This window comes from Micromonospora sp. BRA006-A (assembly GCF_033433935.1).
Classification (GTDB): domain Bacteria; phylum Actinomycetota; class Actinomycetes; order Mycobacteriales; family Micromonosporaceae; genus Micromonospora; species Micromonospora aurantiaca.
This window is the reverse complement of record NZ_JANCLW010000001.1, coordinates 6,020,939-6,046,048: the sequence shown is the minus strand read 5'-3', so window position 1 is coordinate 6,046,048 and position 25,110 is coordinate 6,020,939. Positions and strand designations below refer to the sequence as shown.

The following is a 25,110-nucleotide window of genomic DNA, read 5'->3' as shown; positions in this document are numbered from 1 at the left end:
CACGGCAAGGGCAAGGGTTCTGGTCCGAAGAAGGGCTGACGGTCAGGTCGGCGCGGCGGTCAGCTCAGCGGCTCCGGTCAGCTCAGCGCGGAGAAGCGCTGCACCTGGGTGATGCCGCCCTCCACGATGAGCACGCTGTCCGCCTCCAGCACGGTGTCCGGCCCGGCGTACCGGAACGGTTCCCCGGCCTGCTTCTCACCCACCACCATCACGCCGTACCGGTCCTGCGGTGCGACGTCGCGCAGCGAGCGCCCGATCAGCGGCGCCGGCACCTTGATCTTGGCGATGGCGAAGTCGTCGTCGAACTCGATGAAGTCGAGCATCCGGCTGACGATCAGGTGCGCCACCCGCTCGCCGGTCTCCGCCTCCGGGAAGACCACGTGGTGCGCGCCCACCGAGTGCAGGATCTTCGCGTGCTTCTCCGAGGTGGCCCGCGCCCAGATCTGCTCGATCCCCAGCTCGGCCAGCGCCAGTACGGTGAGCACGCTCGCCTCCAGCGACGCCCCGATCGCGACCACGACCCGGCGGAAGTCCGCCAGCCCGAGCTGCCGCAGCGCCACCTCCTCGGTGCTGTCCGCCTGCACCACCCGGTCCAGGCCGGCCGACCAGTGCTGGACCCGGTTCGGGTCGCGGTCGATCGCCAGCACCTCGTAACCGAGACGGGACAGGGAGTCCGCCAGGCGCGCGCCGAACCGGCCCAGGCCGATCACCGCGATGCCGGTCTCCTCCGGATGTCTAGCCGACAATGGGTTGCTCCTCCGGGTAGCGGTACAGCCGTCGACGGGTGTTCAACGCGATGGCCGAGCCGAGGGTGAGTGGCCCGATCCGGCCGATGTACATGAGCGCGGTCAGCACGTACTGGCCCGGCGGCGAGAGCTGCCCGGACACCCCGACGGTCAGGCCGGTGGTGCTGAACGCGGAGGTGACCTCGAACAACGCGGCCGAGAACGATATGTGCGAGGTCAGCGCGATCAGGCCGACCGTCCCGCCGGCCACGAGCGCCACGCTCAGCAGCGCCACCGTCAGCGCCTGCCGCTGGCTGGCCGCCGCCACCCGGCGGCGCCCGACAGTGGTGTCCGGTTCGCCCCGCAGCTCGGCCCAGATGGCGAAGCCGAGCAGGAAGAACGTGGAGACCTTGATGCCGCCGGCGGTGCTGGCGCTGCCGCCGCCGATGAACATCAGGCCGATCAGCATGGGGTAGCTCTCGTCGGTGAGGTGCCCGACGTTTATGACGTCGAAACCGCCGGTACGGCTCAACGCGATCTGGGTGAACGACGCCAGCAGCTTGCCCGGCATGTCGTACGTGCCGATCGTGAACGGGTTGCCCCACTCGGCCATCAGCAGGTAGGCGACGCCGAAGACGGTCAGCACCACGCTGCCCCAGACGGTCAGCTTCGTGGCGACCGCCCAGCGCGCCGGCTGCCGCCACTCGCGTACCGCCTCGAACAGCGCCGGGAAACCGAGCCCGCCGATGATCGCGCCGATGCTGAGCGGCAGCGCCACCCAGCCGTCGCGGGAGAACGCGATCAGGCCGTCGGAGTAGAGCGCGAATCCGCCGTTGTTGAACGCCTGCACCGAGTGGAACACCGCCGACCAGAGCGCCCGGCCCGGCCGGTAGTCGTACGCCAGGAACAGGCGCGTGGCGATCACCGCAGTCATCAGGGCCTCGGTGACGAAGACGGTCGCCGCGATGCGCAGCAGCAGCCGGCGTACGTCGCCGAGGCCGAACTCGGCGGTCTCCGCCTGCACGAGCAGCCGGTTCCGCAGGCCGAGCTGGCGGGAGACGGCCAGGATCACCAGCGACGCCCCGGTCAGGATGCCCAGACCACCGAGCTGCGTCAGCACGGTGATCATCACGAGCCCGAAGCCGTTCCAGTAGTTCGGGGTGTCGGTCACCGCCATCCCGGTCACCGACACCGCCGACGTGGACGTGAACAGCGCGGTGACGAACGGGGTGTACCGCTGCTGGCTGGTGGCCCAGGGCAGCATGAGCAGGCCGGTGCCGACCAGGATCACCGCCAGGAACCCCAACGGCACCAGCCGTACGGGCTTCCGGAGCAGGCGGCGCACCCCGTCATCTTCCGTCCGGAGATTCACCGGCAGGTCAGGAACCGACCAACTGGCGGTCAACCACGCCCGGTCTGCTGTGCGTACCCATCGACGACAGGAGACGGCGTTGCGACGTACCCTTTCCGCCCTCGGCGTGGCCGGCGCGCTGCTCGCGGCGGCCGCTGTGGTGGTGCCGGCCGTGGCCGCCCAGGCCGGCCCCGACCACCGCGCCGAGCAGGCCCGCGCGACCCAGCGGCCGATCGTGATCGGCCACCGCGGCGCGAGCGGCTACCGCCCGGAGCACACCCTGGAGGCCTACCGGCTCGCCATCCGCCAGGGCGCCGACTTCATCGAGCCGGACCTGGTCTCGACCAAGGACGGTGTCCTGGTCGCGCGGCACGAGAACGAGATCTCCGGTACGACGGACGTGGCCGCCCGCCCCGAGTTCGCCGGCCGCAAGGCCACGAAGACCATCGACGGGATCACCGTCACCGGCTGGTTCACCGAGGACTTCACGCTGGCCGAGCTGAAGACGCTGCGGGCCAAGGAGCGCCTGCCGCAGGTGCGGGTCGCGAACACCGCGTTCGACGGCAGGTTCGAGATCCCGACGTTCCAGGAGGTCATCGACCTGGCGCGGGCCGAGTCGAAGGCCCGGGGCCGGACCATCGGCGTCTACCCGGAGACGAAGCACCCCACCTACTTCGCGTCGATTGGCCGCGCCTTGGAGGAGCCGCTGGTGGCGGTGCTGCGCCGCAACCGGCTCACCCACCGGAACGACCCGGTGTTCGTGCAGAGCTTCGAGACCGCCAACCTGCGCAAACTCGACAAGATGATCGACGTACGGCTGGTGCAGCTCATGGACGCGTCCGGCGCGCCCTACGACTTCGTGGCGGGCGGCGACAAGCGGACCTACGCGGACCTGGCCACGCCCGCCGGACTGGCCTGGATCTCCCGGTACGCCGACGGCGTGGGCCTGAACAAGAACCTGATCGTGCCCCGGGACTCGGCCGGCCGGCTGCTCGCGCCGACGTCGGTGATCCGTGACGCGCACCGGCAGAAGCTGGTGGTGCACGCGTGGACGTTCCGGGCCGAGAACCAGTTCCTGCCTGCGGACTTCCGCATCGGCACCGACCCGAACGCGCGTGGTGACATCACGTCCGAGTACGAGCTGTTCCTCGACCTGGGCCTGGACGGCGTGTTCAGCGACCACCCCGACACGGCGGTTGCCGCCCGAGCGGGCCGCTGACCGCTGCTCCTGTTCACGGGGTGCCCGCCGCAAGCGGCGGGCACCCCGCCGTGCTTTGTCGCGCTCGGCCGCCCCCGAGATCTTGGTACGAAACGCCCCTCCAAGGGCCATTCCGTACCAAGATCTCCCCGCGTGGAGGGGCCGCCTCGCCGATCTTGGAGTTATGGCACCTCACGAAGTGCCTTAACCCGGACATCCTGGGCGCCACAACTCCAAGATCGGCGGTGGCGGGCGGTGGTGGCGGGGCTTGTCGTGCGGGGTGGGCGCCACTTCGGGGAAGTGACTGCTTCCGGGCGCGATGATGCCGCCACTTCGGCGTAGTGCAGTTGATCAGCTCGGGGGTTCGGCTACGTAGGTGCCTCGGCCGGGCTGGCCGGTGATCAACTCTCGATCGTGCAGCAGTGAGAGGGCGCGGGACGCCGTGTTCATGTGGACGCCGTAAGCCTCGGCGAGTTCACGGGTCGAGGGCAGCTTGTCGCCGGGCTTCAACTCACCGCTCTTGATCTTTGCGGCGAGTTCGTTGGCGATCTGACGATATGGCGCTTCTGCTGTGGGCATGGTGAGGACTCCGGTCGGTTCGGCACCTCCGATCATGCCGGGCCTACACCAGTAACTGCAACAACTAGAAAGCCCGATGTGGACGCTCGACCTACACAGGTATTTTGGGTAGGCTGACCCGCGTCCGGCTCCGGTTGGTTCGGCAAACCTCGGGAGTCGGACCCGGATTGGGCTCCGGGGTCGTACCGCCGAACGGGCTGCGGTCTCGGGGTCGGCGGCCCGCCCGCGTCCCCTGTCTGCGGGCGGGCCGCCTCCACGGCTCGGTGAGGAGGATCGGCGTGCGCAACGTGCTCAACCTGTTCCAGCCAACCCGGCGACGTGGCAAGGGAGGGCCGCCCAACCAGGGCTGGTACCGCTCGGACTCGTGCCGGCCGCTGAGCGTCGGGCAGATCCGCGATCGGCGGTTCCGCACCGTGCGGCATGGGCTCGACCCGGCGGAGGTGCACGCCTTCCTCTATCGGGTGGCGGGTGACCTGGCGCTGGCCCGGCGCGACGCGTCCCGCTACGCCGAGGAGAACACGCGCATCAAACAGGCGCTCAAGAGCTGGCAGTCCCGGTTCACTCCGGGCGCGCAGCGGTGAGCCGGGAGCGGTTCGTCGTGCACCTGCCGGTGCTCGCGGCCGACCTCGACGGCGCGCGGGGGTTCGCGCGGGCCATCTGCCGGGCGCTCGGGTTCCTGGCCGACGTGGAGCGCGCCGGGACGACCGTGTCGCGGGAGGACGAGCAGTCCGTACGCCACTGGGTCTGGTGTGACCGCCCGCGCGACGGCGGACGGCGGTGCGCTCGGGCGGCCGACCACGACGGGGAGTGCGGCGGGCGGTGACCGGCGCGCGATGGCGTGGGACGACATTGCCGGGGAGGTGTGCGTGGTGGGTGTGGCCATCCCGGGTCGGTGCGGTTACGTGGCGATGTCCGCCGTTGTAACGTGCGGCCATCCCGTCACGGGTACTTGTGTGCGCCGACCACATAGCCCGTGGGTGACGTCACTTCTAGCGTGAGCCGACAACTGACATTCCCCCTGTCCTCACCTGGAGTCGCAATGACGATCCGGCACACGCGACGGGTGTTCCTTACCGCCGCCACCTCGGTGGCGGTCGCTCTGGCCGCCACGGCCTGTGGCAGCCCGCAGGACACCGCATCCGGCGGCGGCGACGCCGCCCCGGTCAAGGTCGGTCTGGTCTACTCCCAGTCCGGGCCGCTCGCCAGCTACGGCAAGCAGTACATCGAAGGTTTCAAGGCCGGCCTCGACTTCGCCACCAAGGGCACCGGCAAGGTCGGTGACCGCACGATCGAGGTGACCGAGGCCGACGACGCGGGCGACCCGGCCAAGGCCGTGTCCGCCGCGAAGGACCTGATCGGCAAGGGTACGAAGATCATCGCCGGGTCCACCTCCTCCGGGGTGGCGCTCCAGGTCGCGCCGATCGCCGCGCAGAACAAGGTGCTGTTCATCTCCGGCCCGGCCGCCACCGACGCGGTGACCGGTGCCAACAAGTACACGTTCCGTTCCGGCCGGCAGTCCTGGCAGGACGTGGTGACCGCCCGGTCGTTCATCGGCGACGCGGGCGGCAAGAAGGTCGTGGTGTTCGCGCAGGACGGCGCGTTCGGCGACGCCAACGAGGCCGCTGTCAAGGCCGTCATCGGCGGCGCGGGCGCGAACGTCAGCAGCGTCCGGGCCCCGGCCAGTGCCACCGAGTTCACGCCGTTCGCCAGCCAGATCAAGGCCGCCAAGCCGGACCTGCTCTTCGTCGCCTGGGCCGGCACCACCGCCGGCGCCATGTGGCAGACGCTCGACCAGCAGGGCGTTCTCGCCTCCACCACTGTCGTCACCGGCCTGGACATCCGCGCCTCGTGGCCGACGTTCGGCGCGGCGGGCAGCAAGATCTCGTTCCTGTCGCACTACTTCGACGGCGCGAGCGACACCGAGGCCGCCAAGGCCGCGAAGGCGAAGGTGCCGGGCGGCACGCTCGACCTGTTCCACCCGGACGGGTTCGCTGCCGCGCAGATGGTCGTCCGCGCCGTGCAGGAGGGCGGCGACGACGTGGAGAAGATGGTCAAGGCGCTGGAGGGCTGGGAGTTCGAGGGCGTCAAGGGCACCATGAAGATCCGCGCCGAGGACCACGCCCTGCTCCAGCCGATGTACCAGGCGAAGCTCTCCGGCAGCGGCACCACCTTCACGGCGACCGCTCAGAAGTCGCTCACCGGTGACGAGAGCGCGCCGCCTGTCGCGCAGATGAAGGGCTGACCGGTGCTCGCCACCCGCGGTCTGACCTGGCGGATCGGTGAGGTCGCCATCGTCGACTCCGTCTACCTCGATCTGGCGCCGGGGGAGTTCCTCGGCGTGATCGGGCCCAACGGCGCCGGCAAGACCTCCCTGTTCAACCTGATCACCGGCCTGCGCCGGCCCACCGAGGGCACGGTCCTGCTGGACGGCGCGGACATCACCGCGCTTCCGCCGCACCGGCGTGCCCGGCTCGGACTGGGGCGTACCTTCCAGGCGTCCTCGGTCTTCGGCTCGCTGAGCGTGCGGGAGAACGTCCGGCTCGCCGTACAGGCACACCGGGGTGGCTCGATGAAGCTGTGGCGGCGGGCGGCGGCCGACCGGGAGGTGGCCGCCGCCGCCGACGCGGCGCTCGACCGGGTCGGCCTGCACCACAGGGGTACGGCGCTCGCCGGCACCCTGGCCCACGGCGAGAAGCGCAAGCTGGAGATCGCGCTGCTGCTCGCCGGTGAGCCCCGGGTGATGCTGCTGGACGAGCCGATGGCCGGGGTGAGCGCCGAGGACGTACCCGAGCTGGTCAGCGTGATCAAGTCATTGACCGGCGACAGCGGCCGGGCGGTGCTCATGGTGGAACACCACATGGACGTGATCCTGGAACTGGCCGACCGGATCGCCGTGATGCACCACGGCGCGCTGCTGGCCTGCGACACCCCGGACACGGTGATGGCGAACGCCACCGTGCAGGAGGCGTACCTGGGGGAGGCCCTCTGATGGCGGAACCTGTCCTGTCCGTGGCGGACCTGTCCGTGCGGATCGCCGGGCTGCACATCCTCCAGGGGGTGTCGTTCGAGGTCGCGCCCACCGGCGTCACGGTGCTGCTCGGGCGCAACGGCGTCGGCAAGACCACCACGTTGCGCGCGATCGTCGGGCTGACGCCGCGCGGTGGCGAGGTGCGCGGCAGCGTACGCATGGGGGCGCGCAGCCTGCTCGCCCGCCCCACCCACCGGCTGGTCCGCGACGGCCTCGGCTACGTGCCGGAGGACCGCTGCGTCTTCGCCGCGCTCACCGTCGCGGAGAACCTGCGGCTGGCCGAACGGCGGGGCGTCGCGCCCGCGTACGACAAGGTCTTCGCTCTTTTCCCGGAGCTTGAGCGGCGCGGACGGCAACGGGCCGGCTCGCTCTCCGGCGGGCAGCAGCAGATGCTCGCGATCGGCCGGGTGCTGCTGAACGACAACCGGCTGCTGCTGGTCGACGAGCCGACAAAAGGGCTGGCGCCGAAGGTGGTGACCGAGGTGGCCGAGGTGCTGGAACGGGTGGCGGAATCGGTGCCGGTGCTGCTGGTCGAGCAGAACCTGGCGGTGGTACGGCGGCTGGCGACCGACGCGGTGGTGCTCTCCGCCGGCAAGGTCGCCTGGACCGGCGACGCCCAGGAACTGCTGCTGGAGACCGCGCTGACCAAGTCGCTGCTCGGGGTTGGCTCGGCGGAGGTGCACTCGTGAACACCGTGGTCCTGCTGACGCTGACCGGACTGGGCCTGGCGGCGCTCTACTTCCTCGTCGCCTCCGGCCTGTCCCTCGTGTTCGGCCTCGCCGACGTGCTCAACTTCGCGCACGGGCTGTTCCTCGGCGTGGGCGCGTACGCGACGTGGTGGGCGGCGGGCAACCTGCCCGGCGCCGGGCCGGACGGGTTCGGCTTCGTACTCGCCGTCGTCTTCGGCGTGCTAGCCGGTTCGCTCGTCGCGGTGCTGGTGGAGCTGGTGCTGATCCGGCCGCTGTACTCCCGCACCATCGAGCAGGTGCTCGTCACCGTCGGCCTGTCGCTGGCCGGGGTGGCGCTGCTCCAGGCCACCTGGGGCGCCGACCCGCGGCCGTTCCCGCGCCCGGACTGGAGCCGGGGCGTGACATCGGTGCTCGGCGCGCAGGTGCCGAACGCCGGGCTGCTGCTGATCGTCGCCGCCGCTGTGGTGCTCGGGGCGCTGCTGGCGTTCCTGCGCTGGACCCGGTACGGCCTGATCATCCGGGCCGGCGTGGAGAACCGGGAGATGGTGACGGCGCTCGGCATCGACGTGCGCAAGGCGTTCACGCTGGTCTTCGCGATCGGCGGGGCCGCCGCCGCGCTGGCCGGCGCGCTCGGCGGCGTCTACTTCGGCACCGTCTCGCCGGGGCAGGGCGGCTCGCTGTTGATCTTCGCCTTCATCGTGGTGGTGATCGGCGGGATGGGCTCGGTGGTCGGGTCCGCGTACGCGGCGGTCGCGGTGGGGCTGCTGCAACAGTTCGTCAACTACTACGGCACGTCCGGGCTGGGCGACCTGTGCGTGGTCGGTCTGCTCGCCGTGGTGCTGCTGCTGCGTCCGCAGGGCCTGGCCGGAAAGGTGGCTCACGCATGACCAACTCGGTGGTCGACGCGCCTCCGGCGCAGGTGCCCGACGAGCTGACCCCCGGCCGCGCCCGCTGGCACGGGCTGCGCCCGTACCTGCCGCTCGTGGCGCTGGTGGCGGCGGCGATCCTGCCGTACTCCACGCTGCACCTGCCGGGGATCTTCGAGGGGCCGCTGAACTCGCCCGGCACACTGCAACTGCTCGCCATCTGCCTGGTCTTCGGCGGGCTCGCGGCCGGATACGACCTGCTGTTCGGGCGTACCGGGATGCTCTCCTTCGGCCATGCCCTCTACTTCGCCGCCGGTGTGTACGGCACCGACATCCTGGTCACCAAGGCCGGGCTGCCGCTGTGGCAGGCCGCCGTGCTCACGGTGATCGGCGGGACCACGCTCGCCGCGCTGCTCGGCGCGGTGGCCCTGCGTACGGTGGGCATCGCGTTCGCCATGGTGACGCTGGCGTTCGCGCAGGTCGGGGCGATCCTGGTGGCCCGTGACTTCGGCGGCCTCACCGGCGGCGAGGAGGGCCTGCCGCTGGACGTGTCGGGGCTGCCGGCAGCCCTGGTGGGCGTCACCAACACGGTGAACCTGTACTGGCTGGCGCTGGCGTACCTGGCCGTAGTGGTCCTGGTCGTGCACCGGGTCAGCGCCTCGCCGACCGGGCGGGTGCTGGCCGGGCTGCGCGACGACGAGCGGCGGATCGGGGTGCTGGGGCTCGACCCGTACCGGTTCAAGCTGGTCGCGTTCACGCTGGCCGGCGGCCTCGCGTCGGCCGGTGGGGTGGTCTACGTGCTGATCGTCGGCGGCGCCAGCCCGCACATCACCTCGTCGGAGCTGACGCTGTCGCTGCTGGTCATGGTGGTGCTCGGCGGCCCCGGTACGCGGTGGGGGCCGGTGCTCGGCGGTGTCCTCTACATGTACCTGGACCACCGGCTCACCGCGTTCGGCAGCAGTGACGCGGTGAACAGCCTGCCCGCGTTCCTCAGTCACCCGCTGAGCCAGCCCCTGTTCGTCCTGGGCACGGTGTTCATCCTGGCCGTCTACTTCTTCCCCGGCGGCCTGGCCAGCCTCCGCTCCCGCCTGACCCCCGTCCTGACCGCCCTCCGCCGCTCCCGCTGACCCCCGCTGACCCCCGCCCCCGCCCCGCCCCGGTCGATCATGAAGTTGACGGCACGACACGCCGTGTCCGGCCGCGCTAACTTCATGATCGACCGGGGCGACGTGCTCGGCCGCTGACACGCGGAAGGGGCGGCGGCCCCCCGTGTGGCCACCGCCCCTTCGCGTACGTCCTGGTCAGCCGTTGAGCATCTCGTACGCCGACGCCGGCGCCTTCTGCACCTGCGAGCCCGTCGGCGCGCTGATCTTCGGCGCCTTGCCGAAGTCGTAGTACTTGGCGACCACCTTCATCGCCTTCTGCTTGCCCGCGGCCGGCAGCTCCAGGGTCAGCGAGGTGAGGTTCCCGTCCGGCCCGACCACAGCGGTGAACGGCACCTTCTTCGCCGCGTCACCGAGCGCGGCCACGTCCACCGTGGTGAAGCTCTCGCGGATGTCGGCGTTCGCGGTCAGGTCGGCGAACCCGGCGTACGTGCCGTCGCCCCGGTCCTCGACCGTCTCCGCGGTCCGGATGACGGCGGCCGTGTTGGCCGGGTCGGCGTTCTGGTAGACCGGTACGCCGGAGGCGTCGTCGAGCTTGGTGCGGTCCAGGAGCATCCAGCGCTTGGGCAGCTTCATCATGTCCTGCAGGCCGGCCATACCGGTGATCTTGACCCGCATCCAGATGTCCTCCTCGATCACGCGGAAGGTCATCCCCATGGTGAACTCGGGGTCCTTGCTCTTCTCCGACATGGACAGCTCGAGGCCGCGCGTCGCCGGGTCGACCACCCCGTCGAACTTGTCCGCGCCCTCGATGGTGGAGAACCGGAAGGCCGGGTCCTTCTCGTCCGGCACGGCGGCCAGCAGCGTGGCCTTCGGGTCGGCCGACGGGCTCGGCGCCGGCCCGGCGCTCTCGGTGGCGTCCCCGGTCCCGCACCCGGCGGACAGGACGGCGGTGGCCAGCACGGCCGTCGCGAGAGCCGCGATCCGCCGAAGGCTGCCGGCGGAACCGTTTCGCTGCGTCATGGTGTTCGACTCACTTTCCCAGGTGATTGTTGCCGGGTAAGTATCGTCAGACGTCACGGCGGCCTCGCTGCCGATATGCTGCCGTCCGACTGCCGTGGGCCACAGTGGGCGACGGCAGCCGACACGGGGGCGGAAACTCGCATGTCAGAGGCGCTGCGCTTCGAACTCCTCGGCCCGCAGCGGGCCTGGTACGCCGACCGTCAGATCGATCTGGGCCCGGCCAAGCAGCGGGCCGTACTGGCCGTGCTGCTGCTCGCCGTCGGCCGTCCCGTGCCGAGCGGGCAGATCGTCGAGGCGGTCTGGCCGGACGAGGCACCGGTGAACGGCCCCAACGTGGTGCAGAAGCACGTGGCCGGTCTGCGCCGGGTGCTGGAACCCGACCGGTCGCCGCGTACGCCGGCCCGGGTGCTCACCCTCACCGACGCCGGCTACCTGCTGCAGGTGCCGCCCGAGGCGGTGGACGCGGTGCGCTTCGAGCGCGGCGTGCGGCGTGCGCGGTCGGCACAGGTGGCCGGGCGTACGGAGGAGGCGCTCGCCGAGGTGAGCACCGCGCTGGAGCTGTGGCAGGGGGAGCCGTTCACCGGGTTCGCCGGGCCGTACTTCGACGCGGCCCGGCACCGGCTGGTGGAGCTGCGCGCGGTCGCCCTGGAGACGCGTGTCGACCTGGAGCTGGCCGACGGCCGGCACGGCGAGCTGGTCGGCCGGCTGGTCGAGCTGGTCGCCGAGTTCCCGGTCCGGGAGCGGCTGCGCCACCAGCTCATGCTGGCGCTGCACCGCAGCGGACGGCAGGCCGAGGCGCTGGCCGCCTACCGCGACTACGCCGGGCTGCTCCGCGACGAGTACGGCATCGAGCCGGGCGAGCCGCTCCAGGATCTGCACCGGCGCATCCTGCGCGCCGACCCGGATCTCCTGGCGCAGGCGCCGCGTCGTCCGGCCGGACCCGGCGAGAGGTGGGCGGGCGGCCCGGAGCCGTTTCCGGCCCCCGCCGAGACACCGGCCCGGCCGCTGCCCACCGGCCCGGCCGAGAGCCCGCTTCCGCCGACCGCGCCGCCCCAGCCCGCCGCTCCGGCCCAGCCCACGGTCTCGGCGCAGCTCACCGTTCCGGTGCAGTTCACCGTCTCGGCGCAGCCGGGTGGTCCGTTTCCGCCGCCACCGCCCGGTGAGTCGCCGACCGGCGTGCCGCCCTGGGTCTCGCCCCCTGTCGCGCCGCTGATCGGTCCCGTGCCGCCGTCCCGGCGTCCATCCGGTGTGCCCGGCTGGTTGAGCGTCGTCGCGACCGTGGGCGGCGCGCTCGTCGCCCTGCTCTCGTTCGGCATGCTCACGTGGCTGGTGGTGCTGCTCTACGGGGTCTGGCGCCGGGGCTGGGGCAGCGTCGCCGCCGCGGTCTGCTACCTGACGGTGGCCGTGACGTTCGCGGTGGTCGTCGGCGGCAGTGAGACGGAGGAGGTCAGCGGAACCGAGGGCGCGGTGATCCTGATCTGGCTGACCACCTGGGTGGCGGGCGTCCCGCACGTGGTGCTGCTCAACGGCCGGCTGCTCGCCTGGCTGCGCGGCCTCTGGCGGGGGCGGCCGTACGCCGATCGCAACCGGCTGCGCCGGGAGTACGCCCGTTACCTGCTCTACCAGTACCCGTCGGCCCGGGACGACCTGCGCATCGGGCGTCCCGACCTGCCCCGCGCGTACGACGACGGCGGACTGGTGGACGTCAACTCGGTGCCGGACCAGGTGATCGCCGGGCTGCCGGGACTGACCCGGTCGCAGGCGCAGCACGTGGTGGTCGACCGGCGGATGCGCGGCCCGTACACGTCGATGGAGGAACTGGCCGCACGGTGCCTGCTGCCGGCGGCGGCGACTGATGCGCTGCGCGAGCTGTTGATCTTCCTGCCACCCGCGCCGACGCCCGCGCCCACGTCGCCGTCCGGCCCGCCGGAGTCGTCCGCCCTCCCTGGTAGAAATGCCGGATGAGCCAGGATCGGATGGCCGTCCGGGAGCGCGCCGAGGCGGTGCTGCGGCGGCTGGCGGGTGACCATGCCCGGCTGCGCGAGGACCAGTGGCGGGCGATCGAGGCGCTGGTGATCGACCGGCGGCGGGTGCTCTGCGTGCAGCGCACCGGCTGGGGCAAGTCGGCCGTCTACTTCGTGGCGACCGCGCTGCTGCGTGAGGAGAATCAGCACGGGCCGACGGTGATCGTCTCGCCGCTGCTGGCGCTGATGCGCAACCAGGTCGAGTCCGCCGCCCGGGCCGGCATCCGGGCGCGCACCATCAACTCGGCGAACCTGGACGAGTGGGACGAGATCACCGCCGAGATCCACGCCGGTGCCGTCGACGTGCTGCTGATCAGCCCGGAGCGGCTGAACAACCCGGATTTCCGCGACGGCGTACTGCCGAAGCTCGCCGCCACCACCGGGCTGCTCGTGGTCGACGAGGCGCACTGCGTCTCCGACTGGGGGCACGACTTCCGGCCGGACTACCGGCGGCTGCGCACGTTCCTGGCGAACCTGCCCGAACGCACACCGGTGCTCGCCACCACCGCCACCGCCAACGCCCGGGTCACGCAGGACGTGGCCGAGCAACTCGGTGACGCCCTGGTGCTGCGCGGCACGCTGGACCGGGAGTCGCTGCGCCTCGGCGTACTCGAGCTGCCGAGCCCGGCCCACCGCCTGGCCTGGCTGGCCGACCACCTGGACCGGCTCCCCGGCTCGGGCATCGTCTACACGCTCACCGTGGCCGCGGCCACCGAGACGGCCGACTTCCTGCGCGGCCGGGGCTGGTCGGTCGCCTCCTACACCGGCCAGGCCGAGGACGCCGACCGGCGGGCCGCCGAACAGGACCTGCTGGACAACAAGATCAAGGCGCTGGTCGCCACCAGCGCGCTCGGCATGGGCTTCGACAAGCCCGACCTCGGCTTCGTCGTGCACCTGGGCGCGCCGCCCTCGCCGATCGCCTACTACCAGCAGGTCGGCCGCGCCGGCCGGGCCGTCGAGCACGCCGAGGTGCTGCTCCTGCCGGGCGTGGAGGACGCGGCGATCTGGCGGTACTTCGCCTCGCTCGCCTTCCCGCCCGAGGAGCAGGTCCGCGCCGTGCTCGCCGCGCTGGACACCGAACGGCCGATCTCCACCCAGGCGCTCGAACCGGTGGTCGACCTGCGCCGGGCCCGGCTGGAGCTGATGCTCAAGGTGCTCGACGTGGACGGCGCCGTCCGCCGGGTGCGCGGCGGCTGGCTCGCCACCGGCGAGCCCTGGGTCTACGACGAGGCCCGGTTGCGGCGCGTCGCCGACGCGCGCGCCGCCGAGCAGCGGGCCATGCGGGAGTACGCCTCGACGTCCGGCTGCCGGATGCGCTACCTGCGGGAAGGGCTGGACGACACCGGGGCGCAGGACTGCGGGCGGTGCGACAACTGCGTCGGCCCGCTGTTCGACGCAGCCGTCACCGACCAGGCGCTGACCGCCGCGCAGACGTTCCTCGGGCGCCCCGGCGTGCCGATCCCGCCCAAGAAGCTCTGGCCCACCGGGTTGGAGTCGGTCGGCGTACCGCTGAAGGGCCGCATCCCCCCGGCGGAGCAGGCGCTGCCCGGCCGGGCCGTGGGGCGCCTGTCCGACCTGGGCTGGGGCGGGCGGCTGCGCGGGCTGGTCGGGCCGGAGGCGCCGGACGGCCCGGTGCCCGACGACGTGGTGGCCGCCGTGGTCGAGGTGCTGAAGGCGTGGGCGCACGGCGACGACCCGTGGCCCCGGCGGCCGGCGGGCGTGGTCGCGGTCGGCTCCCGGACGCGCCCGCTGCTGGTCGGCTCGCTGGCCGAGCGGATCGCCGCCGTGGGCCGGCTGCCGCTGCTCGGCCACGTCGTCCCGGCCGGGCCTGGCGGTGGCGGGCCGCGCGGTAACAGCGCCCAGCGGGTACGCGCGCTGCACGACGCCTTCCACCTGCCCGACGACCTGGCCGGCGCGCTGGCGGGGCTGGACGGGCCGGTGCTGCTGGTGGACGACCTGGTCGACTCGGGCTGGACGATGGGCATGGTGGCGCGGCTGCTGCGCCGGGCCGGCGCGCCGGACGTGCTGCCGCTGGCGCTCGCGGTGGCCGGCTGACCCGTCCGGCCGCGGGTGGGCTCCCGGCGGTGCGTGGCGGGTTCCCGGCCGCCGCGGAAAGTTCCCGGGCCGGCCGGAATGCGAGCGTCACCACCGTCGGCGGACCGTCGTCGGGCCCGCACCCGGGCGGCGGTACCGTGGGGTCATGACCGAGCAGCGACCAGTCGTCCAGACGTACACTGTGACCGGGATGACCTGCGGACACTGCGTCAAGGCGGTGACCGAGGAGCTGTCCGCGCTGCCCGGCGTCGACGAGGTCCGGATCGATCTGACGAGCGGCACCGCCACTGTCACCAGCGCGGCGCTGCTGCCCGTCGAGTCCGTGCGTGCCGCTGTGGACGAGGCGGGTTACGAGCTGGTCGGCGGCGGTGCCTGAGTCGTCGTCCGTCACGTCCGGCACCGGCGTCGTCCCCGACGACTCCGAGGCCGGTTCCGGCGCTCCCGCGGCGCGGTCTGTGGACGCGGCGCTGTCCGGGAACGGTGCGAGTGGTTCGGCCGGGGCGGCCGGGCCCGTCGCCGTCGACCGGGAGACGCTGCGGCTGGCCCTGGTGGTGGGCGGCCTTGTGCTCGCCGTCCTGCTCGGCTTCGGTCTCGGGCGGATGAACGCCCCGGCCGGCCCGGCCCGGCCCGCCGGCGCCACGGTCGGGGTGGCCACGGGCGGATCAGACGGCGGCACGCACGCCCACTCACCCGGCACCGGCGCGCACACGCACGACGGCGCCACGGTCACCCAGGGCGGCGGCGACGGCGCGACCGGGTTGTCGATCACCTCGGCCGGCTACACGCTGGTGCCGTCGACCGAGCTGGTCGCGGGCCGCGCCGGTGAGCTGCGCTTCCAGATCCGGGACGACCAGCGCCGGGCGGTCACCCGGTTCGCCGTCGTGCACGACAAGCCGATGCACGTGATCATGGTCCGGCGTGACCTCAGCGGCTATCGGCACCTGCACCCGACGATGGCCGCCGACGGCACCTGGTCGGTGCCGATCACGGCGCCGGACGCGGGCCCCTGGCGGATGTACGCGGACTTCACCGCGGTCGCCGACGACGGCCGCCAGGTCGCCGTGGTGCTCGGCGCCGATCTGACCGCGTCCGGCGCGTACCGGCCCCGGCCGCTGCCCGCCGCCGCCACGTCGGCCACCGTCGACGGATTCACCGCCGGGTACGCGGGCACGCCGGAGGTCGGGAAGTCGGTGCCGCTGCGGTTCCGGGTCACCGGCGCGGACGGCGCGGCGGCGGCGCTGGAGCCGTACCTCGGGGCGTACGGGCACCTGGTGGCGTTGCGCGAGGGCGACCTGGGTTACCTGCACGTGCACCCGGAGCCGGTGCGCGACGGCGACGACGTGACGTTCTGGCTGACCGCGCCGGGGCCGGGTAGCTACCGGATGTTCCTGGACTTCCAGGTGGGCGGCGTGGTGCGGACCGCCGAGTTCACGCTGACGGTGCCCTGAGCCCCGTCGCCCGCCCGGCGCTCAGCCGGCCCGGCGGACCGGGCGGCGGGCCAGGTAGCGGAGCAGGTCGCGGATGTGGTGCTTCTCCTCGGCGGGCACGTTCGGGTCGGCGAGCCGATCCAGGATGACGCGCACGTCGGCCTCCACCGGGCCGTCCTCAGCACCCCGGCGGCGGGGCACCGGCCCGGCGTCGGGCAGGCCCAGCGCGCGGAACGCCGCAGCCACGGGCAGGTCGAGGGCGGCGCAGAAGCCGCGGACCTTCGCGAGTTCGGGGTAGTCCTGCCAGTCCCCGGCCAGCCAGCGGAACACAGTGGAACGGCCGACACCGGTGTGGGTGGCGAGGTCGGTCACCGTCCAGCCGCGCTCCTCGCGCGCGGCGTCGATGGCCCGGCGTACGAAGCGCGCGAAGGCCATCTGTGGCGAAACGTCTGCGGAACCCATCCCTGGTGGATCTGTCCCCCTCCTCCGGTGGCCCGGCTCGCGTATCGAGCCTAGTACGCCGGGCCGGAGAAGTAACTGACTGATCGGTCCGGAGGGCTGAACGGCGGATCGATCAAATGCGGAACCATGGTTCGGGCAATCTGCTTCGGGTAAGAGGGCTGGAACCCCAGAGATCGAACGGAGGAGAAGCATGGCCGAGCCGGATCGTCCCGTACCGCATCGCCCCGGCGCGGTGAGCCTCTTCTTCGTGGCCAAGGCCGCGTTGTTCGCTCTCGGCTTCTGGATCTGGCTGCTGGTGCTGGCGGTACGCGGAGGCGAAGCGACCGGGGTGCACCTGATCGCCGCGACCGGCGCCATCTGCACCACGCTGGTCTCGGTGGTGCTGGGAACGCGGATGGCGTCGCAGCGCAACGCCGCCCTCCGGCACGCCGAGCTGAAGCGGATGCTCGTGGACATCTCGTGGAACGCCTTCGCCGCCGCCGGCAACGCCGAGCAGCCCGGGAAGGTGGTGCCGTTCCCGAGCGCGTCGCACGACGGCGAGCGGGCATCGAACCGCGGTGAGCGGGTGTCGGTGCTGGACCGGAGCGACCGCAACCGGGGCGAGCGCGGGCGGTAGGACCGCCGCGCTCGGCGTTCCTCAGCGCGCCTCGGCTCAGCGCGCCTCGGCCAGCAACGTCTCCAGCCGGGGCGTGACACCCCACTGGCCGACCAGCTCGCGATACTCGGCGCGCTGCCCGTCGGTGGGGGCGCCCGCCGTCCGCCGTGCCCGGATGAGCAGGTTGCGCGGCGTGTGCTGGGAGTCGACGAACTCCACCACCTCGGCGCGGTAGCCGTGCAGGCGCAGCAGCGCGGCCCGCAGCGAGTCGGTGAGCACGTCGGCGAACCGCTCCCGCAGGATGCCCTGGCGGGTCAGCAGCTCGTACGGCGCGGGTGCCTGACCGGCCCGGAGCTGGGCGGCCAGATCGTGGTGGCAGCAGGGCGCGGCGAGCACCCAGCGGGCGCCCCAGCGCACCGCCCGGGCCAGCGCCTCGTCGGTGGCGGTGTCGCAGGCGTGCAGCGCCAGCACGAGGTCGGGCGCCGGGTCGACGGGCGCCTCGGCGATGGTGCCGGCCACGAACCCGACCCGGTCGGCCCAGCCGAGCCGCTCGGCCAGTTCGGTGTTGCGGCGGCGCTGGTCCTCGCGGACGTCCACCCCGACGAGTGTCACGTCCAGGCCGCGCTGAACCAGGTAGCGGTAGGCGGCGAAGGTCAGGTACGCGTTGCCGCAGCCCAGGTCCACCACCCGTAGCCGGCCGGTGAGGTCGTCGGGCAGGGTGGCCGCCAGTGCGCGCAGGAACGCGTCGACCTGGCGGCGCTTGGCGGCCGAGCCGCCGATCTCCCGGAACAGGGGATCACCGGGGTCGAGCAGCCACTCCTTGGCCCGGTCGTGCCCGCCCGGCTCGGCGGCCGGGCGGCTGGCCGCCGCGCGGTGCACCTGCGCCTCGCCGGACTTGGTGACCCGGAGCTGGAGCGTCGCGTCGGCTGTCTCGACGTGCCAGTTGCCGAACGGCTCGGCGAGCAGTTCGTCCACCGCCGCGCCGGCCTCCGTACCCGGTGCCAGGTTGCGGGTGTGCGGCCGTGATCCGTCGGAGACGGCGATCTGCAACCGGGGGCCGGCCTTCAGCGTGACCGGGCGCAGCTCCGCGCGTACCACCGAGGGACGCTGCCCACGACGGCGGCCGGCGGCGACCGCGCGGGTCAGTCCCGGCGCGAGCAGCAGCGCCCGCACCTCGGCGAGCGCCGAGTCCAGCGCTTCCGGCATCAGTACCTACCTTTCCTGGCCCGCCTCGCCGTCCGCCCGTGGACGCCCGGCCCGGCGATCATGAAGTTGACGGCGCGACACGCCGTGCGCGCCACCGCCAACTTCATGATCGTCGCAGTGAGGGGAGTGAGCGAGTGGGCGGGGGAGGGGCGGGAATGGGGACGGCCTCCGGGACCGGGGGTCCGGGAGGCCGTATCCGTCGGTGTTCGTCAGTCGGCGTTCGACGCCTCGGCGGGCGCGCCGGTGCTGCCGCCGCGGCGACGGCGACGGCGACGCGGCTTGCTCGCCGCCTCACCCTCCGCGGCCTGCGGTGCGGCGGCGGTCTCGGCAGCGCCCTCGGTGCCGATCACCGCGGTCGGCTCACCGGCCACCGTCTCGCCGGCCCGGCGGCGACGACGCCGACGCGGCGTACGCGGGGCCTCGTCGTCCCCGGCGTCGGCCTGTGCGGAGGTCGAACCGGCGGACGATCCGCCCTCGCCGCCCCGGCCACGGCCGCGGTCACGATCGCCGCGCTCGCGGCCCCGGCTGTCGCCGCGCCGGGCGCCCCGGCGCGACCGGCCGCCGCCGCCGAGGTCCTCCTCGACCTCGGCGGACAGGCCGGCCCGGGTGCGCTCGGCGGTCGGCAGCGTGCCGCTGACGTCCGTCGGGATGTCCAGGTCCGTGTAGAGGTGCGCGGAGGTGTGGTACGTCTCCGGCGGCTCGGGCATGTCCAGCCCGAGCGTCTTGTCGATGATCCGCCAGCGGGGCATGTCGTCCCAGTCGACGAACGTCACAGCGGAACCCGTGGCCCCGGCCCGGCCGGTACGGCCGATGCGGTGGGTGTAGGTGTCCTGGTCCTCGGGGCAGTCGTAGTTGATCACGTGCGTGACGCCCGTGACGTCGATGCCCCGCGCGGCAACGTCGGTGGCGACCAGCGTGTCGATCTTGCCGGCCCGGAACGCCCGCAGCGCCCGCTCACGCGCGCCCTGGCCGAGGTCACCGTGCACGGCGGCGACGGCGAACCCGCGGAAGTCGAGGTCCTCGGCGACCCGGTCGGCGGCCCGCTTGGTACGGGTGAAGATCATGGTCAGCCCGCGACCCTCGGCCTGGAGGATGCGCGCCACGATCTCGACCTTGTTCAGCGAGTGCGTGCGGTACGCGAGCTGCTTGGTCTGCGGCGACGGACCGGTCTCGGCGGTGTGCCCGGCGTGGATGGTCACCGGCCGGCGCAGGAAGCGCCGGGACAGCGTGACGATCGGGTCCGGCATGGTGGCCGAGAACAGCATGGTCTGCCGGTCCTCCGGCAGCATCGCCAGGATCTTCTCGACGTCGTCCAGGAAGCCCAGGTCGAGCATGCGGTCCGCCTCGTCGAGGACGAGCGCGCGGACCCGGTCGAGCCGCAGGTGCTTCTGCTTCTGCAGGTCCAGCAGGCGGCCCGGGGTGCCGACCAGGATCTCGACGCCCTTGCGGAGCGCCTCGATCTGCGGCTCGTACGCGACGCCGCCGTAGATCGGCAGCACTCGGACACCCCGGGTGCGGCCGGCGGCGTCGAGGTCCTTGGCGACCTGGATGCCCAGCTCACGGGTCGGTACGACGACGAGTGCCTGCGGCACGCCGTCGCTGCCCTCGGACGGGGCGAACACGCGCTCCAGCAGCGGGATGCCGAAGCCGAGCGTCTTGCCGGTGCCGGTCGGCGCCTGCCCGATCAGGTCGACGCCGCGCAGCGCGATCGGCAGCGCGTACTCCTGGATGGCGAAGGCGCGGGTGATGCCGGCGGCGGCCAGCGCCTCGACGGTCTCCTGCCGCGCGCCGAGCGCGGCGAACGTGGGTGCCTCCGGGGGGACCGGGGCGGTGGGGGCCAGTGGCTGGCCGGAAATCTGCTCGCTCATATGGATTTGGGGGTGCCCTCTCGTGGTGCGCCCCTCAAGTCCTCAGGGCGCGATCGGTATGGCGCGGGCCACGCGGTCAGGGGCGAATTCGCCGAGCCGGACCGGGCCGCACGCGCGTCGGGGACCGGCGTTGATCAGCAAATGACCGATTCGGTGCCCACGGCAACTGTCTCATCGTACCTGAACGGTCCCTGAGTCGTCCCGATTCCCAGGTGGTGGCCGTGCGCGCGGGGCGGATCGTTGTGACTTGAGTCACATCGATGACGCCGGTAGCCTGCGTTCGTGTCCGCCCCCGACCCCGCCGCCGCCGACCTGTTCGGGCTCGTCGCGTACGGCGAACTGCTCGCCTTCGACCGCCTCGCCGCCGACGCGCGCCTCGCGCCCGACCTGCGCCGCCGCGCCGCGCTCAGCGAGATGGCCGCCACCGAGATCGCGCACTACAGGTGGCTCACCGACCGGCTCGCCGCCTGCGGCGTCACCCCGGAGGAGGCGATGGCCCCCTACGTCGAGGCGCTGCGGGCGTACCACGACTCGACCGAGCCGCGGGACTGGGCGGAGGCGGTGACGAAGGCGTACGTGGGCGACGCGATCACCGACGACTTCCTGCGCGGGATCGCCGGCGGCCTGGACGGGCCGGACCGGACGCTGCTGCTGGACGTGCTGCACGACTCCCGGTACGCCGATTTCGCCGCGGCCGAGATCCGGGCCGCGATCGAGGTCGATCCCCGGGCGGCCGGGCGGCTGTCGATGTGGGCGCGGCGGCTGCTCGGCGAGGCGCTGTCCCAGGCGGGCCGGGTGGCCGCCGCCGACCGGGGCGCGCTCGTCGCGTTGATCGGGCGGACCGGCGGGGACGTGCCGGGGCTGCTGCGCCGGCTGACCGAGGCACACACCGCGCGGATGACCGCGGTCGGTTTGAGCAACTGAGCCGCCGTGGCGGGGAGGCCCGCCACGGCGGCCGGTGCCGCGGGAATCAGCGAACGGTGAACCCGACCGCGCGGGGCGACGCCTCGGCGATCTCGACGTAGGCGACCTTGCCGACCGGAACGATCACGCGCCGGCCCTTCTCGTCGGTCAGGGAGAGCGTGCCCTCGCTCTTGGCGAAGGCGTCGGTCACGATCTGCTCGATCTCGGCCGGCGACTGCGCGCTCTCCAGGACCAGCTCCCGCGGCGCGTACTGCACGCCGATCTTGACCTCCACTGTGCCTCCTCAACTGGGGCGAAAAAGCCACCGTGGGAAGGCTATCCGATCCGGCGGCCCGATGTTCAGGCTGACTCACCTTGCAGCGGGAAGCTGGCGATGCCCCGCCAGGACAGGGCCGCGACCAGCGCCTCGGCCTCCGCCTTGGGCACCTGACGACCGCCGGCGAGCCAGAACTGGGCGGCCGTCTCGGCGGCGCCGACCAGGCCCGAGGCGAGCAGTTCGGCGTGCGAGCGGCTTACCCCGGTGTCCGAGATGATCGTGTCGGTGATGGCCGCGATGCAGCCCTGCTCGACCCGCTCCACCCGCTGCCGCACCGCCGGGTCGTTACGCAGGTCCGACTCGAAGACCAGCCGGAACGCCTCGCTCTCGTGGTCGACGAAGTCGAAGTACGCGCGCACCGCGGCACCGACGCGCTCCTTGTTGTCGCTGGTGCCGCTCATCGCGTCCTGCACATTCGCCACTATCGCGTCACAGTGCGTGTCCAGCAGCGCGAGATAGAGCTCCATCTTCCCGGGGAAGTGCTGGTAGAGCACCGGCTTGGAGACACCGGCCCGCTCGGCGATGTCGTCCATCGCGGCGGCGTGGTAGCCCTGCGCGACGAACACCTCCTGAGCGGCGGCGAGCAGCTGCTTACGGCGCGCCGAGCGGGGCAGGCGGGTGGGCCGACCGGCGGTCTGTGCACCGTTCCCCACTGCGGTCATCGGATCCTCCGAGTATCTGCGTACGAGCCGGCACGTATCACCCGAACCGGTCCGGGTTCGTGAACCCGTCGCGGAATTGGCCCGCCGCTGTAACTTATCGCCACTGTCACCACACGGTAGCCTCAGCGGGGGCGACCAAGGAGCGCGCGGTGAGTGAAACAGGGCAACCCGGAGCCGCCACCCCGGGAGAGCACGGCGACGGGACGGGCCAGCAGGACGACCCGGCCCGTACCGGCGGTTGGGCGCCCCCGCCGAACGGCTGGTCCCGCGGTGCTCCGGCGCCCGGCGGCTGGCCCTACGGCGACCTCGGCGGCTGGGCCGCCTCCTCGCCCCGGCACGGCGACCTGCCGGCCCCGCTGCCCGGCCACTCCACGCCGGAACCGGGCCGCGTCAACGGTCGTCACGTCAACGGCGTGCACCACGCCGGGGAGGAGTCGCCAGTGACCCGCCAGGCGCCGGTCAGTGCCCCGCCCGCGGACCAGCCGCCCCGGCCTGCCGACGGCGAACGGCTGGCCGTGCCGGCCCCGCGCCCGGCGCCGGCGATCGAGCAGCCGACCGATCCGGGGGAGACCGCCGGTTCCCGGCACGCCGCCGACGACCCGGCCGCCCGGGCCCCGCGCTGGGCCGAGAGCGGGCCGACCTCCGCGCCACCGGCGCTCCAGGTTCCGCCGGTCGGCGCCGCCGCCTCCGGCTTCGAGGTGCCGCCGGGCTACCACGCGCCGAACACCGAATCCACCCCGTCGCTGTCCCGGGGCTGGGCCGACCGGCCGGTCACCCCGCCGCCGGCCGCGAGCCGGGCGGAGCACGCACCGGGCGAGGTGCACCCTCCCGAGGGCCGGGCGGCCGGCACCGAGCCGCGGGCCGCCGCCGACCCGCCGGCGGGTGACGACCCGAGGGCCGCCGAACCGGACTGGTCCGGGCCGTCCTGGAACCGCCCGAGCTGGGGTGACGGCTGGGCCCCGCCGTGGGCCCGCACCGACGAGCCGCCGGCCCGGGGCGCGGAGGAACCGCCCGCCCGCCGGGCCGAGGAGCCCGCCGCCGAGCGCCGGGAGTGGGAGGACGACAGCGCCGCCCACCGCACCGTCCGCGAGGACCGCGCGGCCGAGTGGGCGCCCGAGCCGGTGCGGCCGTACGAGCCGGCCCGCGTCGAGCCGCCCGCCGCCTACGAGCCACCCCGGGCCGAGCCGGTACGGCCGTACGAGCCGCTGCGCGCCGAACCGGCCCCCGGCCCGGAGGCGACGCGGCAGTACCCGCCGCCCGCCGAGCCCGAGGCGTCCCGGCCGTACGAGACGGGTGCCGGGCCGGAGCCGGCCCGCCGCTACGAGCCACCGGCCGCGCCGGAGCCGACGCCCGAGGTGACCCGGCCGTTCCGGCTGGCCCGGGGCGACGCCGAACCGCCGCACGGTTACGAGCGGCCCTCCTGGGCCGGGCCGCCGGTGCCGGTCGCGCCGCTGATCACGCCCCCGGGCGCGCCGCCGACGAGTGCCCCGCCCGCGCCCGGCGCGCCGCCGGTCGCCGGCGCCCCGCCCGCGCCGGGTGGATACGCCCCCACGGAGGCAGTCGCCCCCGCCCCACCGACCTCGGGCGTGCCCGCCACGAGCGGCCCGCCGCGGTTCGACCCCACCCCCGCGCCCGACCCGACGAGCGCCCCTCCCTACGCGGCCCGCCGGTCCGCACCGGAACCGGTGCCGGCCGCCGACGCGGTCGCCGAGCCCCGACCGGAGGAACCGTCCCCCGTGCTGCCGCAGCGCGTCCCCTCGGAACCGGACGTGCCAGTCGTGCCGGAGCCACCGGCAGTGGAACCGTCCGCCGAGACCCCCGAACTCGCCCGCATCGCCACCCACCTGCGCCGCGACGACGAACCCGCGCCCCTGCGGGAGCGGCCGGAGGGCTTCGACGTCAACGCGATCCTCGACGCGGTCCGCGAGGTGGCGGGCGTACGCGACGCCGCGCTGCGCCGTACCCCGGCCGGCGCGCACAGCCTCCGGCTCGACCTGGCCGACGGCGCCGACCCGGCCGAGGTGAGCCGCCTGGTGGCCCGGCTGCTCCAGGAGCGGATGGGCCTGGCCGCCGCCCCGCAGAACCTGCCCGGCGCGCCCGCCGTGCCGCCGCCGGCCCCGCTGCGCCGCCGCTCGGCCCGGCTGGAGCGTTCCGGTGAGCCGCGTACGGGCGAGAACCGGGCACCCGGCGCGCCGCCGGCGCCGGTCGAGGCCCGCGCCGCGCAGCCCGAGCCGGTCGAGGCCCGCAACGGTGACGAGACGGCCGGTGACGAGACGCCGGCGCGGACCGGCGTGGTCCGTCCGGCCGTGAACCGCTCCGGCGACGCGCGGTTCGGCGCGGACCGCGCCACGCGTCCGGCCGAGGCGCCCGGCGACGCCGACGAGCCGCCGCGCCGCCGCCGGCAGGCCACCCACCGGGGTCGTGCCGCTGTCGACGAGACGTCGCTGGCCGCCGCGCCGACCGGCATGTCCACCGGCAGCCCGGTCACGCTCGGGACGTCGTACTCCGGCGGGCAGATGACCACGACGGAGACCGCGCCGTCGCGACCGCTGGACACCGGCGGCGTGCCGGGGCCCCGGGTGGTGATCGAGCACGTCCTGGTGAGCACGTTCGGCCTGGACGCCACCACCGAGGTCCGTCTGGTCGCTGGCGACCGCATGGCCGAGGGGCACGCGACCGGGCCGGCCGTCGACGGGTACGTGCTGCGGCTCTGCGCGGTGGCCGCCGCCGCCGCGGTGGACGAGCTGCTCGGCGGGAGCGTCCCGGCCGGCGAGCGGGGCCGGTGCTTCGTGGAGCACGCCGCCGTGGTGCCGTTCGGCAACTGCGAGGTCGCCACCGTGGTGGTGCTGCTGGTCTGCGACGGCTGGGTGGAGCAGCTGGCCGGTTCGGCGCTGGTGGCCGGGGATCCCCGGCAGGCGGTCGTGCGTGCGACGCTCGCGGCGGTGAACCGGCGGCTGGAGGCGCTGCTCTCCTGAGCCGGTGTGCGGTACGGCCCGTCCGGGGAAGACT

24 protein-coding genes are annotated in these 25,110 nt (G+C 73.6%); 15 read left to right on the top strand and 9 right to left on the bottom strand.

The window, feature by feature from the left end:
- Positions 1–77: 77 nt before the first annotated feature.
- Positions 78–746, bottom strand: coding sequence for a potassium channel family protein (locus NMK34_RS27635; protein ID WP_151015604.1), 669 nt, complete (start codon positions 744–746; stop codon positions 78–80).
- Positions 736–2,070, bottom strand: a complete 1,335-nt coding sequence (locus NMK34_RS27630) for a TrkH family potassium uptake protein (protein ID WP_318335788.1) — start codon at positions 2,068–2,070, stop codon at positions 736–738. Before NMK34_RS27630 ends, NMK34_RS27635 begins: the two co-directional genes overlap by 11 nt.
- 106 nt (positions 2,071–2,176) lie before the next feature.
- On the opposite strand from NMK34_RS27630, the gene NMK34_RS27625 reads away from it, so the two are divergent.
- Entirely contained in the window at positions 2,177–3,295 is a 1,119-nt protein-coding gene (locus NMK34_RS27625; RefSeq protein WP_318335787.1) for a glycerophosphodiester phosphodiesterase, read from the top strand.
- Between the two features lie 330 nt (positions 3,296–3,625).
- On the opposite strand, the gene NMK34_RS27620 is transcribed toward NMK34_RS27625, so the two are convergent.
- The gene (locus tag NMK34_RS27620) at positions 3,626–3,889 is read right to left on the bottom strand and encodes a GntR family transcriptional regulator (protein ID WP_412098928.1); all 264 of its coding nucleotides are present in this window, start codon (positions 3,887–3,889) and stop codon (positions 3,626–3,628) included.
- Positions 3,890–4,131: 242 nt separating this feature from the next.
- On the opposite strand from NMK34_RS27620, the gene NMK34_RS27615 reads away from it, so the two are divergent.
- From NMK34_RS27615 to NMK34_RS27585, 7 genes are all read left to right on the top strand, one after another.
- Entirely contained in the window at positions 4,132–4,434 is a 303-nt protein-coding gene (locus NMK34_RS27615) for a DivIVA domain-containing protein (RefSeq protein ID WP_318335786.1), read from the top strand.
- Positions 4,431–4,676: a hypothetical protein gene (locus NMK34_RS27610; RefSeq protein WP_064446649.1), complete on the top strand. Its 246-nt coding sequence runs from the start codon at positions 4,431–4,433 to the stop codon at positions 4,674–4,676. The genes NMK34_RS27615 and NMK34_RS27610 overlap by 4 nt, the downstream gene beginning before the upstream one ends.
- A gap of 216 nt (positions 4,677–4,892) precedes the next feature.
- Entirely contained in the window at positions 4,893–6,095 is a 1,203-nt protein-coding gene (locus tag NMK34_RS27605; protein ID WP_262013138.1) for a substrate-binding domain-containing protein, read from the top strand.
- A 3-nt stretch (positions 6,096–6,098) separates the two neighbouring features.
- The gene (locus tag NMK34_RS27600) at positions 6,099–6,842 is read left to right on the top strand and encodes an ABC transporter ATP-binding protein (protein ID WP_013288706.1); all 744 of its coding nucleotides are present in this window, start codon (positions 6,099–6,101) and stop codon (positions 6,840–6,842) included.
- Positions 6,842–7,570, top strand: a complete 729-nt coding sequence (locus tag NMK34_RS27595) for an ABC transporter ATP-binding protein (RefSeq protein WP_318335785.1) — start codon at positions 6,842–6,844, stop codon at positions 7,568–7,570. Before NMK34_RS27600 ends, NMK34_RS27595 begins: the two co-directional genes overlap by 1 nt.
- Positions 7,567–8,457, top strand: a complete 891-nt coding sequence (locus NMK34_RS27590) for a branched-chain amino acid ABC transporter permease (protein ID WP_013288704.1) — start codon at positions 7,567–7,569, stop codon at positions 8,455–8,457. Before NMK34_RS27595 ends, NMK34_RS27590 begins: the two co-directional genes overlap by 4 nt.
- The gene (locus tag NMK34_RS27585) at positions 8,454–9,563 is read left to right on the top strand and encodes a branched-chain amino acid ABC transporter permease (protein ID WP_318335784.1); all 1,110 of its coding nucleotides are present in this window, start codon (positions 8,454–8,456) and stop codon (positions 9,561–9,563) included. The genes NMK34_RS27590 and NMK34_RS27585 overlap by 4 nt, the downstream gene beginning before the upstream one ends.
- A gap of 174 nt (positions 9,564–9,737) precedes the next feature.
- Here the strand turns inward: NMK34_RS27585 and NMK34_RS27580 are convergent, their stop codons facing one another.
- A complete protein-coding gene (locus NMK34_RS27580; RefSeq protein ID WP_318335783.1) occupies positions 9,738–10,562 on the bottom strand; it encodes a hypothetical protein in 825 nt (274 codons plus the stop codon).
- 141 nt (positions 10,563–10,703) lie between these two features.
- Here NMK34_RS27580 and NMK34_RS27575 point away from each other — a divergent pair, with 141 nt between their 5' ends.
- The 4 genes from NMK34_RS27575 to NMK34_RS27560 all read left to right on the top strand — a co-directional run bounded on the left by NMK34_RS27575 (position 10,704) and on the right by NMK34_RS27560 (position 16,089).
- Positions 10,704–12,527 carry a BTAD domain-containing putative transcriptional regulator gene (locus NMK34_RS27575; protein ID WP_318335782.1) on the top strand — a complete coding sequence of 608 codons (1,824 nt, stop codon included), beginning with the start codon at positions 10,704–10,706 and terminating at the stop codon, positions 12,525–12,527.
- Complete coding sequence (locus NMK34_RS27570) at positions 12,524–14,641, top strand: RecQ family ATP-dependent DNA helicase (protein ID WP_318335781.1); 2,118 nt, start codon at positions 12,524–12,526, stop codon at positions 14,639–14,641. The genes NMK34_RS27575 and NMK34_RS27570 overlap by 4 nt, the downstream gene beginning before the upstream one ends.
- Before the next feature lie 145 nt (positions 14,642–14,786).
- Positions 14,787–15,017, top strand: coding sequence for a heavy-metal-associated domain-containing protein (locus NMK34_RS27565; RefSeq protein ID WP_318335780.1), 231 nt, complete (start codon positions 14,787–14,789; stop codon positions 15,015–15,017).
- Positions 15,010–16,089, top strand: a complete 1,080-nt coding sequence (locus tag NMK34_RS27560; protein WP_318335779.1) for a hypothetical protein — start codon at positions 15,010–15,012, stop codon at positions 16,087–16,089. Before NMK34_RS27565 ends, NMK34_RS27560 begins: the two co-directional genes overlap by 8 nt.
- A 21-nt stretch (positions 16,090–16,110) precedes the next feature.
- Here the strand turns inward: NMK34_RS27560 and NMK34_RS27555 are convergent, their stop codons facing one another.
- The gene (locus NMK34_RS27555) at positions 16,111–16,530 is read right to left on the bottom strand and encodes a helix-turn-helix domain-containing protein (RefSeq protein ID WP_026268433.1); all 420 of its coding nucleotides are present in this window, start codon (positions 16,528–16,530) and stop codon (positions 16,111–16,113) included.
- Positions 16,531–16,720: 190 nt separating this feature from the next.
- On the opposite strand from NMK34_RS27555, the gene NMK34_RS27550 reads away from it, so the two are divergent.
- Positions 16,721–17,146: a hypothetical protein gene (locus NMK34_RS27550; protein WP_318335778.1), complete on the top strand. Its 426-nt coding sequence runs from the start codon at positions 16,721–16,723 to the stop codon at positions 17,144–17,146.
- 36 nt (positions 17,147–17,182) lie between these two features.
- Here NMK34_RS27550 and NMK34_RS27545 read toward each other — a convergent pair whose 3' ends face one another.
- Together NMK34_RS27545 and NMK34_RS27540 are read right to left on the bottom strand one after the other, a co-directional pair.
- Entirely contained in the window at positions 17,183–18,331 is a 1,149-nt protein-coding gene (locus tag NMK34_RS27545; protein ID WP_318335777.1) for an SAM-dependent methyltransferase, read from the bottom strand.
- Positions 18,332–18,540: 209 nt separating this feature from the next.
- The gene (locus tag NMK34_RS27540; protein WP_318335776.1) at positions 18,541–20,199 is read right to left on the bottom strand and encodes a DEAD/DEAH box helicase; all 1,659 of its coding nucleotides are present in this window, start codon (positions 20,197–20,199) and stop codon (positions 18,541–18,543) included.
- A 282-nt stretch (positions 20,200–20,481) separates the two neighbouring features.
- Here NMK34_RS27540 and NMK34_RS27535 point away from each other — a divergent pair, with 282 nt between their 5' ends.
- A complete protein-coding gene (locus NMK34_RS27535; RefSeq protein ID WP_318335775.1) occupies positions 20,482–21,123 on the top strand; it encodes a ferritin-like fold-containing protein in 642 nt (213 codons plus the stop codon).
- A gap of 46 nt (positions 21,124–21,169) precedes the next feature.
- Here the strand turns inward: NMK34_RS27535 and NMK34_RS27530 are convergent, their stop codons facing one another.
- Both NMK34_RS27530 and NMK34_RS27525 read right to left on the bottom strand, forming a co-directional pair.
- Positions 21,170–21,397 (bottom strand): DUF3107 domain-containing protein, encoded by a 228-nt coding sequence (locus NMK34_RS27530; protein WP_013288692.1) that lies wholly within the window; start codon positions 21,395–21,397, stop codon positions 21,170–21,172.
- Positions 21,398–21,462: 65 nt separating this feature from the next.
- Positions 21,463–22,101 carry a TetR/AcrR family transcriptional regulator gene (locus NMK34_RS27525; protein ID WP_318335774.1) on the bottom strand — a complete coding sequence of 213 codons (639 nt, stop codon included), beginning with the start codon at positions 22,099–22,101 and terminating at the stop codon, positions 21,463–21,465.
- A gap of 149 nt (positions 22,102–22,250) precedes the next feature.
- On the opposite strand from NMK34_RS27525, the gene NMK34_RS27520 reads away from it, so the two are divergent.
- Positions 22,251–25,076 (top strand): hypothetical protein, encoded by a 2,826-nt coding sequence (locus NMK34_RS27520; RefSeq protein WP_318335773.1) that lies wholly within the window; start codon positions 22,251–22,253, stop codon positions 25,074–25,076.
- Positions 25,077–25,110 lie beyond the last annotated feature (34 nt).

What these genes read in the sequence shown, in the direction of transcription:
- NMK34_RS27620 (WP_412098928.1), bottom strand. Translation starts at nt 3,889, where the DNA reads ATGATCGGAGGTGCCGAACCGACCGGAGTCCTCACCATGCCCACAGCA.
- NMK34_RS27605 (WP_262013138.1), top strand. Translation starts at nt 4,893, where the DNA reads ATGACGATCCGGCACACGCGACGGGTGTTCCTTACCGCCGCCACCTCG.
- NMK34_RS27595 (WP_318335785.1), top strand. Translation starts at nt 6,842, where the DNA reads ATGGCGGAACCTGTCCTGTCCGTGGCGGACCTGTCCGTGCGGATCGCC.
- NMK34_RS27585 (WP_318335784.1), top strand. Translation starts at nt 8,454, where the DNA reads ATGACCAACTCGGTGGTCGACGCGCCTCCGGCGCAGGTGCCCGACGAG.
- NMK34_RS27580 (WP_318335783.1), bottom strand. Translation starts at nt 10,562, where the DNA reads ATGACGCAGCGAAACGGTTCCGCCGGCAGCCTTCGGCGGATCGCGGCT.
- NMK34_RS27575 (WP_318335782.1), top strand. Translation starts at nt 10,704, where the DNA reads ATGTCAGAGGCGCTGCGCTTCGAACTCCTCGGCCCGCAGCGGGCCTGG.
- NMK34_RS27570 (WP_318335781.1), top strand. Translation starts at nt 12,524, where the DNA reads ATGAGCCAGGATCGGATGGCCGTCCGGGAGCGCGCCGAGGCGGTGCTG.
- NMK34_RS27565 (WP_318335780.1), top strand. Translation starts at nt 14,787, where the DNA reads ATGACCGAGCAGCGACCAGTCGTCCAGACGTACACTGTGACCGGGATG.
- NMK34_RS27555 (WP_026268433.1), bottom strand. Translation starts at nt 16,530, where the DNA reads ATGGGTTCCGCAGACGTTTCGCCACAGATGGCCTTCGCGCGCTTCGTA.
- NMK34_RS27550 (WP_318335778.1), top strand. Translation starts at nt 16,721, where the DNA reads ATGGCCGAGCCGGATCGTCCCGTACCGCATCGCCCCGGCGCGGTGAGC.
- NMK34_RS27545 (WP_318335777.1), bottom strand. Translation starts at nt 18,331, where the DNA reads ATGCCGGAAGCGCTGGACTCGGCGCTCGCCGAGGTGCGGGCGCTGCTG.
- NMK34_RS27540 (WP_318335776.1), bottom strand. Translation starts at nt 20,199, where the DNA reads ATGAGCGAGCAGATTTCCGGCCAGCCACTGGCCCCCACCGCCCCGGTC.
- NMK34_RS27525 (WP_318335774.1), bottom strand. Translation starts at nt 22,101, where the DNA reads ATGACCGCAGTGGGGAACGGTGCACAGACCGCCGGTCGGCCCACCCGC.